At 67.8% G+C, this 13,130-nt stretch carries 14 protein-coding genes; 10 read left to right on the top strand and 4 right to left on the bottom strand.

What is annotated here, in order from left to right; all coding sequences use genetic code 11:
• Positions 1 to 85: 85 nt before the first annotated feature.
• Complete coding sequence (locus VDQ18_RS19305) at positions 86 to 1,306, bottom strand: urate hydroxylase PuuD (protein ID WP_323022533.1); 1,221 nt, start codon at positions 1,304 to 1,306, stop codon at positions 86 to 88.
• A 94-nt stretch (positions 1,307 to 1,400) separates the two neighbouring features.
• On the opposite strand from VDQ18_RS19305, the gene VDQ18_RS19310 reads away from it, so the two are divergent.
• Genes VDQ18_RS19310 through VDQ18_RS19320 form a run of 3 tightly spaced genes read left to right on the top strand, consistent with a single transcriptional unit; the run spans position 1,401 to position 4,106 of the window.
• A complete protein-coding gene (locus VDQ18_RS19310; RefSeq protein ID WP_323022534.1) occupies positions 1,401 to 2,390 on the top strand; it encodes a LysR family transcriptional regulator in 990 nt (329 codons plus the stop codon).
• Entirely contained in the window at positions 2,350 to 3,294 is a 945-nt protein-coding gene (locus tag VDQ18_RS19315; protein ID WP_323022535.1) for a diacylglycerol/lipid kinase family protein, read from the top strand. The genes VDQ18_RS19310 and VDQ18_RS19315 overlap by 41 nt, the downstream gene beginning before the upstream one ends.
• Positions 3,291 to 4,106 (top strand): metallophosphoesterase, encoded by an 816-nt coding sequence (locus VDQ18_RS19320; RefSeq protein ID WP_323022536.1) that lies wholly within the window; start codon positions 3,291 to 3,293, stop codon positions 4,104 to 4,106. Before VDQ18_RS19315 ends, VDQ18_RS19320 begins: the two co-directional genes overlap by 4 nt.
• Here VDQ18_RS19320 and uraH read toward each other — a convergent pair.
• Positions 4,091 to 4,447 carry a hydroxyisourate hydrolase gene (gene uraH / locus VDQ18_RS19325; RefSeq protein WP_323022537.1) on the bottom strand — a complete coding sequence of 119 codons (357 nt, stop codon included), beginning with the start codon at positions 4,445 to 4,447 and terminating at the stop codon, positions 4,091 to 4,093. The genes VDQ18_RS19320 and uraH overlap by 16 nt on opposite strands.
• Positions 4,448 to 4,632: 185 nt before the next feature.
• Between uraH and puuE the strand changes: the two genes are divergently transcribed.
• From puuE to VDQ18_RS19350, 5 genes are all read left to right on the top strand, one after another.
• A complete protein-coding gene (gene puuE / locus VDQ18_RS19330; protein ID WP_323022546.1) occupies positions 4,633 to 6,015 on the top strand; it encodes an allantoinase PuuE in 1,383 nt (460 codons plus the stop codon).
• On the top strand, positions 6,012 to 6,848 hold the full coding sequence (locus tag VDQ18_RS19335) for a bifunctional allantoicase/(S)-ureidoglycine aminohydrolase (RefSeq protein ID WP_323022538.1): 837 nt from the start codon (positions 6,012 to 6,014) through the stop codon (positions 6,846 to 6,848). Before puuE ends, VDQ18_RS19335 begins: the two co-directional genes overlap by 4 nt.
• Positions 6,849 to 6,932: 84 nt before the next feature.
• Positions 6,933 to 7,421 carry an ureidoglycolate lyase gene (locus VDQ18_RS19340; RefSeq protein WP_323022539.1) on the top strand — a complete coding sequence of 163 codons (489 nt, stop codon included), beginning with the start codon at positions 6,933 to 6,935 and terminating at the stop codon, positions 7,419 to 7,421.
• Between the two features lie 115 nt (positions 7,422 to 7,536).
• Positions 7,537 to 8,940: a nucleobase:cation symporter-2 family protein gene (locus VDQ18_RS19345; protein WP_323022540.1), complete on the top strand. Its 1,404-nt coding sequence runs from the start codon at positions 7,537 to 7,539 to the stop codon at positions 8,938 to 8,940.
• A 46-nt stretch (positions 8,941 to 8,986) separates the two neighbouring features.
• Positions 8,987 to 10,330 (top strand): 8-oxoguanine deaminase, encoded by a 1,344-nt coding sequence (locus VDQ18_RS19350; RefSeq protein ID WP_323022541.1) that lies wholly within the window; start codon positions 8,987 to 8,989, stop codon positions 10,328 to 10,330.
• Positions 10,331 to 10,333: 3 nt separating this feature from the next.
• Here VDQ18_RS19350 and VDQ18_RS19355 read toward each other — a convergent pair whose 3' ends face one another.
• Positions 10,334 to 10,747, bottom strand: a complete 414-nt coding sequence (locus VDQ18_RS19355; protein WP_323022542.1) for a SufE family protein — start codon at positions 10,745 to 10,747, stop codon at positions 10,334 to 10,336.
• 135 nt (positions 10,748 to 10,882) lie between these two features.
• On the opposite strand from VDQ18_RS19355, the gene VDQ18_RS19360 reads away from it, so the two are divergent.
• Entirely contained in the window at positions 10,883 to 11,353 is a 471-nt protein-coding gene (locus VDQ18_RS19360) for a hypothetical protein (RefSeq protein WP_323022543.1), read from the top strand.
• Between the two features lie 164 nt (positions 11,354 to 11,517).
• Here the strand turns inward: VDQ18_RS19360 and ilvC are convergent, their stop codons facing one another.
• Positions 11,518 to 12,540, bottom strand: a complete 1,023-nt coding sequence (gene ilvC / locus VDQ18_RS19365; RefSeq protein ID WP_323022544.1) for a ketol-acid reductoisomerase — start codon at positions 12,538 to 12,540, stop codon at positions 11,518 to 11,520.
• A gap of 129 nt (positions 12,541 to 12,669) precedes the next feature.
• Here ilvC and VDQ18_RS19370 point away from each other — a divergent pair, with 129 nt between their 5' ends.
• The gene (locus VDQ18_RS19370; protein WP_323022545.1) at positions 12,670 to 13,128 is read left to right on the top strand and encodes an Lrp/AsnC family transcriptional regulator; all 459 of its coding nucleotides are present in this window, start codon (positions 12,670 to 12,672) and stop codon (positions 13,126 to 13,128) included.
• Positions 13,129 to 13,130: the final 2 nt, after the last annotated feature.

Genomic DNA, 13,130 nt, shown 5'->3' on the forward strand with positions numbered 1-13,130 from the left:
CGCGGCTGAAACGCGCCACTGGCGCGTTTCCGAGACGCCGCTCACCCCCCCGCCCTTGGTCGCCCGAGGAACGAGGGCGAAACCCTCAGCCCTCGGTCACGCCCTGATACCAGCGCACGATCAAGGCGCGCTCCTCGGGCTCCATCCAGCTCAGGTTCGCCGGCGGCATGGCGTGCGCCCGGCCGGCTTGCAGATAGATCACCCGGGCGGCGCGGGCGACTTCGGCCTCGGTCTCCAGCCTCAGCCCGTGGGGCGCCCAGTTGATGCCGGGATAGGCCGGGTATTCCGAATGGCACATCGAGCAGCGGCCGGTCACGGTGTTGTAGACCTCGGGGAAATCCTCGGCCAGGGCGAAGCGCTGGACCGAGGGGGGCAGCGCGGCGACCTCTTCGGGTTCCCGCATCGCGGGGGCGACGGAGAGCCACATGATGAGGATGAAGATCACCGCCGTCACCGCCCAGGTCCAGGTCGGGTTGCCGGTCCGGGCGTGGTTCGAGTTGAAGTAATGCCGGATCGTCACCCCCATCAGGAACACCAGGGAGGCGATGATCCAGGTGTATTCCGTGGCAAAGGCCAGCGGGTAATGGTTCGACAGCATCAGGAAGATCACGGGCAGCGTCAGGTAGTTGTTATGCGTCGAGCGCTGCTTGGCGATCTTGCCGTATTTCGGGTCAGGCTTGCGGCCCGCTTTCAGGTCGGCGACCACGATCTTCTGGTTGGGGATGATGATCATGAAGACGTTCGCCGACATGATCGTCGCGGTCCAGGCGCCCAGATGGATCAGCGCCGCCCGGCCGGTGAAGACCGAGGTGTAGAAATAGCTCATGCCGACCAGCACGACGAAAAGCGCGATCATCACCAGCGTCTGGTTCGAGTTGACGAAGCGCTTGCAGATCTGGTCATAGACCAGCCAGCCGAAGGCGAGCGAGGCCAGCGAGATCAGGATCGCCTGCCAGGGGGCCAGCGCCATCACCTCGGGGTCGATCAGGTAGAATTCCGAGCCGAGGTAATAGACCAGCACCATCAGCGTGAAGCCGGAAAGCCAGGTCATGTAGCTTTCCCATTTGAACCAGACCAGATGCTCGGGCATCCGCTCGGGCGCCACCAGATATTTCTGGATATGGTAGAAGCCGCCGCCGTGGACCTGCCATTCCTCGCCATCGGCGGGGCCCGGGATGTTCCGGTTCAGCCCCAGATCCAGCGCGATGAAATAGAAGGACGAGCCGATCCAGGCCATGGCGGTGACGACATGCAGCCAGCGCACGGCGAATTCGGCCCAGGCACCGATGATGGCGAGTTCGAACATCCCAGTCTCCCCGTTGTTTGGGCCAAGGCTATACCCCGCCCCGTCTTTCTGTTAGTCCAACAAATCTCTGAGGACTTTCAAGCGGGGCCTGAAAGTGTCCTATGTCAACATGATCCGCATGTTCGTGCGTGTCTACGAATTGGGCAGCATGTCCGCTGCGGCGCGCGATCAGCGAACCTCCCCCGCGGTCGCCTCGGGGCGGATTTCCGAGCTGGAGAAGCATCTGGGCGTGCGGCTCTTCAACCGCACCACCCGCAAACTGCAACCGACCGAGAACGGGCGGATCTTCTACGAGGGCGCGCTGGGGATCCTGCATGCCATCGAGGATGCCGAATCCGCCGTGGCCGACGCCACGCAGAACCCGCGCGGCGTGTTGTTCGTGGGGGCGCCGCTGGGCGTGGGGCGGCGGTTCCTCGGGCCGTTTGTGCCCGATTTCAAGGCGGCCTATCCGCTGATCGACCTGCGGCTGCGCCTCTCGGACCGGATCATCGACGTCACCGCCGAGGGGCTCGACGTGGTGCTGCATCTGGGGCGGCTCGAGGACAGCGCGCTGAAGATGCGGGTGATCGCCGAATGCCCTCGGATCCTTTGCGCGGCGCCCGCCTATGTGGCGCGGCGCGGCATGCCGCAGGATGGCGCGGCGCTGATCCGCGACCGGCACGATTGCCTCAATCTGCGCTATCCCGGGGCCAAGGAATTCCAATGGGCGCTGCAGACTCCGGCGGGCGTGCAGAAGTTCGACATTTCAGGCCCTTACGAATCGGATGACGGCGACGTGCTGACCGATTGGGCGCTGGCGGGTCACGGGATCGTGTTGAAACCGCTGTTCGAGGTGGGCGCTTACCTTCGCACGGGCCAGCTGGTGCCGGTGGCCATCGCCACGCCGCCCCTGCCCGTGACGCTGAGCCTGCTGACCCCGCACCGGCGGCTTCGCGATCCCAAGGTGCGGCTCTTTGCCGATTTCATCGTCGGGCGGATCCGCACCGACATGGCGGCGCAGGTGCAGGGGCTCGACCTGCCCGAGATCGAGGTGCGACCGAAGGATGCCCAGCCCCAGCGACAGCCGGACCCCGATCCGACCTGAGGAGATCTGCGTCATCGCCAACCCCAAATCCGGCCGCAACAGCCGCGACAAGGCGGCCATCGACCGCGCCATGGCGGTGCTGGGCCCGGGCGCCCGCCTGCGCCGCTGGTCGGCCGAGGGCGGGCTGGAGGATGAGGTCAAGCAGGCCGTGGCCGAGGGCTACAAGATCGTCGTCGCCGCCGGAGGTGACGGCACCGTCACCGGCGTCGCGCAAGCGCTGATCGGCACCGGCGTGCCGATGGGCGTGCTGCCCCTCGGCACCTTCAACTATTTCGCCCGCGGCCTCGGCCTGCCGCAAGAGCCCGAGGCCGCGGCCCGCGCCATCCTCAACGGCACGCCGCACCGCATCTCCGTGGGCGTGGTCAACGGCCAGGTGTTCCTCAACAACGCCTCGCTCGGCCTCTATCCGACCGCGCTGCGCGAACGCGAAACCGCCTACAAGCGCTGGGGCCGGTCGCGGCTGATGGCGCATGTGGCGCTCTTGCGCACGCTCTACCGCTTCCAGCGCCCGCACCGGCTGACCATCGAGACCGACGACGGCGCCACGCTGACGCTGCGCACGCCGTTGGTCTTCGCCGCGCGCTCGGCCTATCAGGTCGATTACTTCGGCCTCGACGGACGGGACGCGATCAGCGCCGACCAGTTCGCGGTCTATATCGCCCGCGACGGCTCGCGCTGGCACCTGTTCCGCATGGCGCTGCGGCTGGCCACCGGCAGCATGAAGGCCGGGCGCGACATCGACCTGATCACGCCCCGGCAGATGCGCATCGCCACCCGCGCCAGCCAGCCCTATGTCGCCTATGATGGCGAGAAACGCCGGATGCCGGCGCCGCTCGATTTCAAGATTCTCGACGATGCGCTGGCGATCATCCGGCCCGATCCCGCGGACCGGATCGCCGCATGATGCGGATCGTCCATCTGTCCGACCTGCATTTCGGCGCCCATGATCCGGCGCTGATCGGCCCGCTGATCGACGCGGTGGGCCGCGCGCGCCCCGACCTGACGGTGATCTCGGGCGATTTCGCCCAGCGCGGCACGCGCTCGCAATGGCAGCAGGCCGAGGGTTTTCTGGCCTCGCTGCCCGGGCCGCTGCTGTCGATCCCCGGCAATCACGACATCCCGCATTACAACCCGCTCCTGCGCGCCTTCGCCCCCTATGGCCGCTTTCGCCGCGCCACCGGCGGGCCGGACGAACCCGTCTGGCGCAATCCCCGCGTGGTGGTGGCCGGGATCAACACCGCCGACCGTTGGCAATGGATGCGCGGCAAGGTCAGCCCGCCGCATATCGACGGCCTGCGCCGCGCCTATGAGGGCGCCGCCCACCGCACCCGCATCGCCGTCATGCATCACCCGCTGGAACATGCCGCGGTGACCGTCGATCCGCTGATGCGCGGGGCGCGGGATCTGATGCAGGCGCTGCCCGGCATGGGGGTGCGGATGGTCCTGTCGGGCCATATCCACGTCAGCCACATCGCGCCCTTCCGCGACGATCCCGGCATCCTCTTCGTCCAGAACGGCACCTCGCTCTCGACCCGGCGGCGGGGCGAGGCGAATGTCTTCCTGACCCTGGATCTGGAGGGGCAGCACCTGCGCGTCACCCGCCATTACGCCACCCCCCGCGGCTTCGTCGCCACCGCGCCCGAAAGCTGGTGTCTGGAGGATGGACTCTGGCTGCAGCCCGGGCGGCAGCCGATGCGGGCTCAGCTGCCGCGATAGGTCGAATAGCCGTAGGGCGACAACAGCAGCGGCACGTGGTAATGCGCCTCGGCGTCGCTCATGCCGAAGCGGATCGGGATCTGGTCCAGAAACAGCGGTTCCGCCCCGCCCTGCCCGGTCGCCCGCAGGTAATCGCCCGCGAAGAACACCAGCTCATAGGTCCCGGTCTTGAACGTGCCCTGCGGCAGGATCGGACTGTCGGTGCGCCCGTCGGCGTTGGTCACCGTCTCGGCGATCTTCTTGTGCGAATTGCCGCTGACCCGGTAGAGCGCGATCTGGACCCCCTCGGCCGGCAGCCCGCGGGCGGTGTCGAGGACATGGGTGGTCAGATAACCCGGCATGGCGCACTCCTGTTCATGGTCCCCGCCATTCTGCCCAAGCGGCGCGCAAAGGCCAGCCCGCCCGCGCGGCAAAGGTCTTTTCGGCATAATTTGATAAACGCGCCGATTTTTTGGGCTACCCTGAAGATCGAATGAGACCTGCCGAGGATCCTGTCGTGACCGAGCCCCCCCGTTATCCCCGCGACATGATCGGCTACGGCCCCCGCGCGCCCCAGGTCGCCTGGCCGGGCGGGGCGCGTGTGGCGATCTCATTGGTGCTGAACTACGAGGAGGGCGGCGAGAACAGCGTCCTGCATGGCGACGGCCAGTCCGAGGCCTTCCTCTCCGACATCGCCGGGGCCCAGCCCTGGCCCGGTCAGCGCCACTGGAACATGGAATCGATCTATGACTACGGCGCCCGGGCCGGGTTCTGGCGCCTGCACCGGCTCTTCACCCGCCGCGACCTGCCGGTGACGATCTATGGCGTGGCCACCGCACTGGCCCGCAGCCCCGAACAGGTCAAGGCGATGAAGACCGCCCGCTGGGAGATCGCCAGCCACGGGCTGAAATGGGTCGAGCACAAGGACATGCCCGAGGAGGTCGAGCGCGCCCAGATCGCCGAGGCGATCCGGCTGCACACCGAGGTGGTGGGCGAGCCGCCCCGCGGCTGGTACACCGGCCGCTGTTCGGTCAACACGGTGCGCCTCACGGCCGAGACCGGGGCGCTCGACTGGATTTCCGACACCTATGACGACGACCTGCCCTATTGGCTGGAAGCGGGCGAGCGCGACCAGCTGGTCATCCCCTATACGCTCGAAGCCAATGACATGCGCTTCGCCACCGCGCCCGGCTGGGTCACGGGGCAGGATTTCGGCCAATACCTGATCGACAGTTTCGACACGCTCCACGCCGAAGGCGGGCGCATGTTCTCCATCGGCCTGCATTGCCGCCTGATCGGGCGGCCGGGGAAACTGGCCGGGCTGATCCGCTTTCTGGACCATGTGGCGGCGAAAGGCGGCGCCTGGTTCGCCACCCGCAGCCAGATCGCCGAGTTCTGGGCCGCGCAATACCCGCCCCGCCGCTATCCGCGCCCGTCGCGGATGGATCGCGAGACCTTCGTGCAGCGCTATGGCTCGATCTTCGAACATTCGCCCTGGATCGCCGAACGCGCCTGGGCGCTGGAACTGGGACCCGCCCATGACACGGCGGCGGGCCTCCACAACGCGCTGGCCCGCATGTTCCGCTCGGCCACGGATGAGGAACGGCTCGGCGTGCTGCGCGCCCACCCGGACCTCGCGGGCAAGCTGGCCCAGGCCAGACGCCTCACCGCGGAATCGACCCATGAGCAGACCAGCGCCGGGCTCGATGCGCTGACCGATCAGGAACGCACCACTTTCCAGACCCTGAACGGCGCCTATGTCGCCAAGCACGGTTTCCCCTTCATCATCGCCGTCCGCGACAACACCAAGGCCTCGATCCTCGCCGCCTTCGAGACCCGCATCGCCAACGATACCGCGACCGAATTCGCCACCGCCTGCCGTCAGGTCGAGCGGATCGCCGAAATCCGCCTGATGGACCTTCTGCCATGAGCACCTATGCCGGGCCCGCCGACGGCCTGCCCCCCCAGACCCAGATCCACACCGGCCGCGCCGTCTTCACCGAGGCCTATGCGGTGATCCCGCGCGGCGTGATGCGCGATATCGTCACCTCCTACCTGCCGGGCTGGGACAAGGCGCATGCCTGGATCATCGCCCGGCCGATGTCGGGCTTTTCCGAGACCTTCACCCAATACATCCTGACGCTCGACCCCGAGGGCGGCAGCCAGGGCCAGGGCGAACCCGAGGCCGAGGTTCAGGGCGTCCTCTTCGTCACCGAGGGCCGCCCGGTGCTGACGCTCGAGGGCGAGGAGCACGCGCTGGCGCCGGGCGGCTACGCCTATCTGCCCGCAGGCGCCCGCTGGAGCCTGAGGAACCCGCAGACCACCCCCGCCACGCTGCACTGGGTCCGCAAGATCTGGGAACCGGCGCCGGGGATCGAGAAACCCGCGGCCTTCGTCACCAACGAACAGCACCACGCCCCGGCCTCGATGCCCGGCACCAAGGGCGACTGGGCGACGACCCGCTTCGTCGATCCGCGCGACCTGCGCCACGACATGCATGTGAACATCGTCACCTTCCAGCCGGGCGGCCTCATCCCCTTCGAGGAGACCCATGTCATGGAACACGGGCTCTACGTGCTGGAGGGCAAGGCGGTCTACAAGCTGAACAAGGATTGGGTCGAGGTCGAGGCGGGCGATTTCATGTGGCTGCGCGCCTATTGTCCGCAGGCCTGCTACGCCGGTGGCCCCGGCCCCTTCCGTTACCTCCTCTACAAGGACGTGAACCGCCACCCGCGCCTGCGCGGCCCCTGGTCGAGGCCCTGAGCCCCGCCCCTTCATTCTGCTGACAATACGCCACGGGGGTCCGGGGGTGTGAAACCCCCGGCTTCTTGACCCAGGAGCCGCCCGATGCCCCAGACCATCCGCCTCCAGCCCCTGACCGCCGATGCCTTCGCCCCGTTCGGCGACGTGCTGGATGCGGGTGGCGCGCCCGACAAGATCATCAATCAGGGCCTCTGCGGCCGCTTTCATGACCGGGCGCGGCTCGATTTCGGACCGGACGGCCGGGCCGGGATCTCGATCTTCAACGCCGAGCCGCGCGCCCTGCCCTACCTGCTGGAGCTGGTCGAGCGTCACCCCGAGGGCAGTCAGGCCTTCCTGCCGCTGCACCAGCATCCCTTCCTCGTCATCGTCGCCCCGGATGAGGGCGGCAGGCCCGGGCGGCCGCTGGCCTTCCTCACCGATGGCGCGCAGGGCATCAACCTGCACCGGGGCAGCTGGCACGGGGTGCTGACGCCCCTGGCCGCGCCCGGGCTTTTCGCCGTGGTCGACCGGATCGGCCCCACGCCCAACCTTCAGGAGCATTGGTTCGACACGCCTTTCACCGTGACGGAGTAACGCGCCTCAACCCAGACCGGGGCCAACCCGGCGACGACCTAACCGGACCGCTTCCCCGGGGGAGGGCGCGGAGACGGCGCGAAGAAAACCATCTCCCCCCGGGAAAGGATCTCTCATGAGTGGCAGTGGCATCGGCACGCCCGAACAATTGCGCGACCCCAATTACACCCCGCCGCTGGGCGTGGCCGTACCGCTGGGCATCCAGCATGTGCTGGCCATGTTCGTGGCCAATGTGACCCCGGCGATCATCGTCTGCGGCGCGGCGGGGATCGGTTTCGGTTCGGATCAAGGGGCGCTGGGCTTCCCGGACATGACCTATATGATCCAGATGTCCATGCTGTTTGCCGGCATCGCCACGCTGTTCCAGACCGTGGGCTTCGGCCCGGTGGGCGCAAGGCTGCCCATCGTGCAGGGCACCTCCTTTGCTTTCATCCCGGTCATGATCCCGGCCGTCGCAGGCGCGGGCACCGCCGGGCTGGCGGGGCTGCTGACCGGGGTCTTCATCGGCGGGATCTTCCATTTCCTGCTGGGCACGGTGATCGGCAAGATCCGGTTCGCCCTGCCGCCCCTCGTCACCGGCCTCATCGTGCTGATGATCGGCCTCGCGCTGGTGCGGGTCGGCATCCAATATGCCGCGGGCGGGGTGCCGCTGATGGGGACCGAGAATTTCGGCACGCTGTCGAAATGGACCCCGGCGCTGGTGGTGATCGCCGTCACGCTGGCCATCAAGTTCTTCGCCCGGGGCTTCGCCGCCGTCGCCGCGGTGCTGATCGGCATCATCGCCGGTTACCTGGTGGCGCTGGCCATGGGCCAGGTCAGCTTCGCGCCGATGGACCGCGCGGGCTGGTTCACCGTGCCCTCGCCCTTCCACTGGGGCTTCCGCTTCGACTGGGCCATCGTCATCGGCATGTGCTTCATGGCCGTGGTTTCCGCCATCGAGACCGTGGGCGACACCTCGGGGATCACCAAGGGCGGCGCGGGACGCGAGGCCACCGACAAGGAGATCCAGGGCGCGACCTTCGCCGATGGCCTCGGCACGGCGCTGGCGGGCGTCTTCGGCGGCCTGCCCAACACGTCCTTCAGCCAGAACGTCGGCCTCGTCGCCATGACCGGGGTCATGAGCCGCCATGTGGTGACCTTCGGCGCGCTGTTCCTGATCCTCTGCGGGCTGGTGCCCAAGGTCGGCGCCTTCATCAACACCGTGCCGATCAATGTGCTGGGCGGCGGGGTCATCGTCATGTTCGGCATGGTCTGCGCCTCGGGCATCTCGATGCTGTCGGACGTCACCTGGAACCGGCGCAACATGGTGATCTTCGCCGTGGCGCTGTCGGTCAGCCTGGGCCTGCAGCTGGAGCCCTCGGCGCTGCAACACCTGCCGCGCACGGCGCAGATCCTGCTGACCTCGGGCCTTCTGCCCGCGGCGCTGATCGCCGTGGTGCTGAACCTCCTGCTGCCCGAGCATCTGACCGAGGAATCGACCGAGGAAGTCTCGGGCGGGCTCGCCGGTCAGAAGGGCTGATCCATCGGGGGCCTCGCGGGGCCCCCGTTTCGCAAAGAGGATGACGATGGCAAAGATCCTGATCCGCAACGCCGACAGGGTGGTGACGATGGACGGCGCGCGGCGCGAGCTGGCGGGCGCCTCGATCCTGATCGAGGGGGGCGCCATCGCCGCCATCGGCCCTGGACTGACGGCCCCGGGGGCCGAGGTGATCGACGCCACCGGCTGCGTCGTCACCCCGGGGCTGGTGAACACTCACCACCACCTCTATCAGTCGCTGACCCGCGCGGTGCCGGGTGGGCAGGACGCGCTGCTCTTCGGCTGGCTGAAGACGCTCTATCCGATCTGGGCGCGCTACCGGCCCGAGGACATGCGGATCTCCACGCAACTGGGGCTGGCGGAACTGGCGCTGTCCGGCTGCACAATGTCCTCGGATCACCTCTATCTCTATCCCAACGGGTCGCGGCTCGACGACACGATCCACGCCGCGCGGGAGCTGGGGCTGAGGTTCCACGCCACCCGCGGCGCCATGTCGATCGGCGAGTCGAAAGGCGGCCTGCCCCCGGATTCGCTGGTCGAGGACGAGGCCGCGATCCTCGACGATTGCATCCGCGTGGTGGACGCCTTCCACGACCCCTCGCCACAGGCCATGACCCGCGTGGCGCTGGCCCCCTGCTCGCCCTTCTCGGTCAGCCGCGAGCTGATGCGCGACGCGGCGCTGCTGGCGCGGGACAAGGGCGTCATGCTGCACACCCATCTGGCCGAGAATGACGAGGATATCGCCTATTCGCTGGCCCAGTTCGGCTGCCGCCCCGGTCAATACGCCGAGGAACTGGGCTGGACCGGCGCCGATGTCTGGCACGCGCATTGCGTGAAACTGGATGCCGCCGAGATTTCGCTGTTCGCTCATACCAGGACCGGCGTCGCCCATTGCCCCTGCTCGAATTGCCGTCTGGGGTCAGGAATCGCCCCGGTGCGGGCGATGCGGGACGCGGGCGTGAAGGTCGGGCTGGGCGTCGACGGCTCGGCCTCGAACGACGCGGGCGACCTGATCGGCGAGGCGCGGCAACTCATGCTGTTGCAGCGGGTCGCCAACGGCGCCGACGCGATGTCCGCGCGCGAGGCGCTGGAAATCGCCACGCTGGGCGGTGCCTCGGTGCTGGGGCGGGCGGCGGAGCTGGGCTCGCTCGAACCCGGCAAACGCGCCGATATCGCCCTCTGGGACCTGCGAGCCCTGCAGGCCGCCGGGTCCTGGGACCCGGTTGCGGCGCTGGTTCTCTGTGGCCCGCACCGCGTGCGGCACCTCTTGGTTGAAGGTCGTCAGATCGTCCGCGACGGGCAGTTGATCACGCTGGAAGAACGCGCGCTGGCCGAACGCGCCCGCCGCGCCACCGCCCGGCTGATGGCCTGAGCCTCAGCCCAGCGCCTCGGTCGCCACCAGCTTGATGCGCTCGACCATCGCCCTGAGGCCGTTCGAGCGTTGCGAGGACAGATGCTCGTCCAGCCCCAGCCGCTTCAGCGCGCCCGCTGCATCGACGCCCGGCACCTCGGCCAGCGGCCGCCCGGCATAGAGCGCGTGCAGCACGGCGATCAGCCCGCTGACGATCATCGCATCCGAGGCGCCGAGGAAATCGAACCGCCCGTTCTCGATCTGGGGAAACAGCCAGACCTGGCTGGCGCAGCCGTTCACCTTGTTGGCGGGCACCTTCAGCGCCTCGGGCATCGGCGGCAGATCGCGGCCCAGCTCGATCACGTGGCGATAGCGGTCTTCCCAATCGTCGAGGAACTCGAAGGTCTCGGCGATCTCGTCAAACTCTGCCTGGGCCATGGCGCGTCTTCCCCTTGCTGCGGGTCCAGACCTAGGCCCCGGCGCGGCAAAGGTCCAGTCCCGCCCTTTTCAACCCCCCGCCTTTGCGCTAGGCCAAGGACGCCCGCCCCTGCCTGTCCCGCATGGAGAGACCCGATGAAAGCGCCGCTGACCATCCTGCTTGTCGCCACGCTCGCCGTTTCCGGCTGCGGCGGCTTCCGCGAGTCGCGCATGAACCCGCGCAACTGGTTCGGCAGTTCCAGCGAGGACACGCGCCCCGAACTGGGCCCGGTCAGCGATGTGATCGACGGCCGCCCGCTGGTGCCCGCGGTAACGGCGATGACCATCGAGAGCACCTCCTCCGGCGCCATCGTCCGGGCCGAGGCGCTGATGCCCTCGGACGGCTGGTGGGACGCACAGCTGCTGCCCGAGAATTACGGCCGCCCGGTGGGCGGCGTCCTGACCTTCCGCTTCGTCGCCGCGGCGCCCTCGGCGCCCGTCCCCGGCCCGAACACCGAGGCCACGCGCACCATCACCGCCGTCGTGGCGCTGACCCAGGCGCAGCTGGAAACCACCTCGGAGATCGTCGTGGTCGGCGAAACCAATTCCCGCCGCTCGCGCCGCTGAGCCACGCTGCAACCCAGACGCCCGGGGCCGCCCTTCGCGGCCCCTTTTTCATGGCCCCGCCCCTTGAGGCCGCCATGAAGAAGGGCGCGCAGCCTCCTCGCCGCGCGCCCTTCCGTCTACGCCCGGGGCGTAGGGTGCGTGCTCGCACGCACCGTTTTCCGCGATCAGTTCCGCGACTTGTCGACCATCTTGCCCTTCGAGATCCAGGGCATCATGGCGCGCAGCTTCTCGCCGACCTGCTCGATCTGGTGCTCGTCGTTCAGACGACGGGTCGCCTTGAAGAACGGCTGGCCGACAGCGTTTTCCTGCATGAAGTCACGCACGAACTTGCCGGTCTGGATGTCGGTCAGCACGGCTTTCATGCGGGCCTTGGTCTCGTCGTAGGGCAGGATGCGCGGGCCCGAGACATACTCGCCGTATTCGGCGGTGTTCGAGATCGAGTAGTTCATGTTGGCAATGCCGCCTTCGTAGATCAGGTCCACGATCAGCTTCACCTCGTGCAGGCACTCGAAATAGGCCATCTCGGGCTCGTAGCCGGCTTCTACCAGGGTCTCGAAGCCCATGCGGATCAGTTCCACGAGGCCGCCGCACAGCACCGCCTGCTCGCCGAACAGGTCGGTCTCGCATTCCTGACGGAAGTTGGTCTCGATGATGCCCGAACGGCCGCCACCGATGGCCGAGCAATAGCTCAGGCCCAGTTCCATCGCCCGGCCGGTCGCGTCCTGATGCACGGCCACGAGGCAGGGCACGCCGCCGCCCTTGACGTATTCGCCACGCACGGTGTGGCCCGGGCCCTTCGGCGCCATCATGATGACATCGACGCCGGCTTTCGGCTCGATCAGGCCGAAATGCACGTTCAGGCCATGGGCGAAGGCGATCGCCGCGCCTTCGCGCAGGTTGTCGTGGACGTATTTCTTGTAGGTCGCGGCCTGCAGCTCGTCGGGCATGGTGAACATGATCAGGTCGCACCAGGCGGCAGCCTCGGCGATCCCCATGACCTTCAGGCCCTCTTTCTCGCATTTCGCGGCCGAGGCCGAACCCTCGCGCAGCGCCACGACGACGTTCTTCGCGCCCGAATCGCGCAGGTTCAGCGCATGGGCATGGCCCTGGGACCCGTAGCCGAGGATGGCCACTTTCTTGTCCTTGATCAGGTTGATGTCGCAGTCGCGGTCGTAATACACGCGCATCGGGGCGCTCCTTTGTTCGTTGGTGGGCGCATCATAGGCGGTTTGACGGGAATTCCATTGCAATCTCCCGCATTTTTTGCGCAAACCTGTCATGCATCATTCGCAGATCTTGGCTTTTCTGGGGTTTTCATGTCCGTCGATGACACCGACCGCCGCCTGTTGCGCCAGTATCAGGCCGATCCCGGCCTGCCGCTGGCCGAACTGGCCCGCCGCGCGACGATGACCGAGGCGACGGCGTCCCGGCGCCTCGACCGGCTGCGCGCGCGGGGCATCCTGAAGGGCGTCGGCGCGGTGATCGACTGGCGCAAACTGGGGTGGGAGGTCGAGGTCTCGCTGCGCATCACGCTCGACAAGACCGACCCGCGCGCCTTCGACGAATTCATCGCCGCCGCCCGGCATGTGCCCGAGGTGATCGAGATCCAGACCTTCCTCGGCCGCGTCGACGTGCGCCTCAACGTCATCGCCCGCGACATGGCGCATTACCAGGAGGTGTACCGCACCCGCCTCCTCACCCTGCCGCATATCGCCGATCTGGAAGCGCTGATGCACGTGGCCGAGATCAAGCGCGGCGAGACCCTGCCGCTATGATC

Source organism: Pararhodobacter sp., from assembly GCF_034676075.1.
Taxonomy (GTDB): domain Bacteria; phylum Pseudomonadota; class Alphaproteobacteria; order Rhodobacterales; family Rhodobacteraceae; genus Pararhodobacter.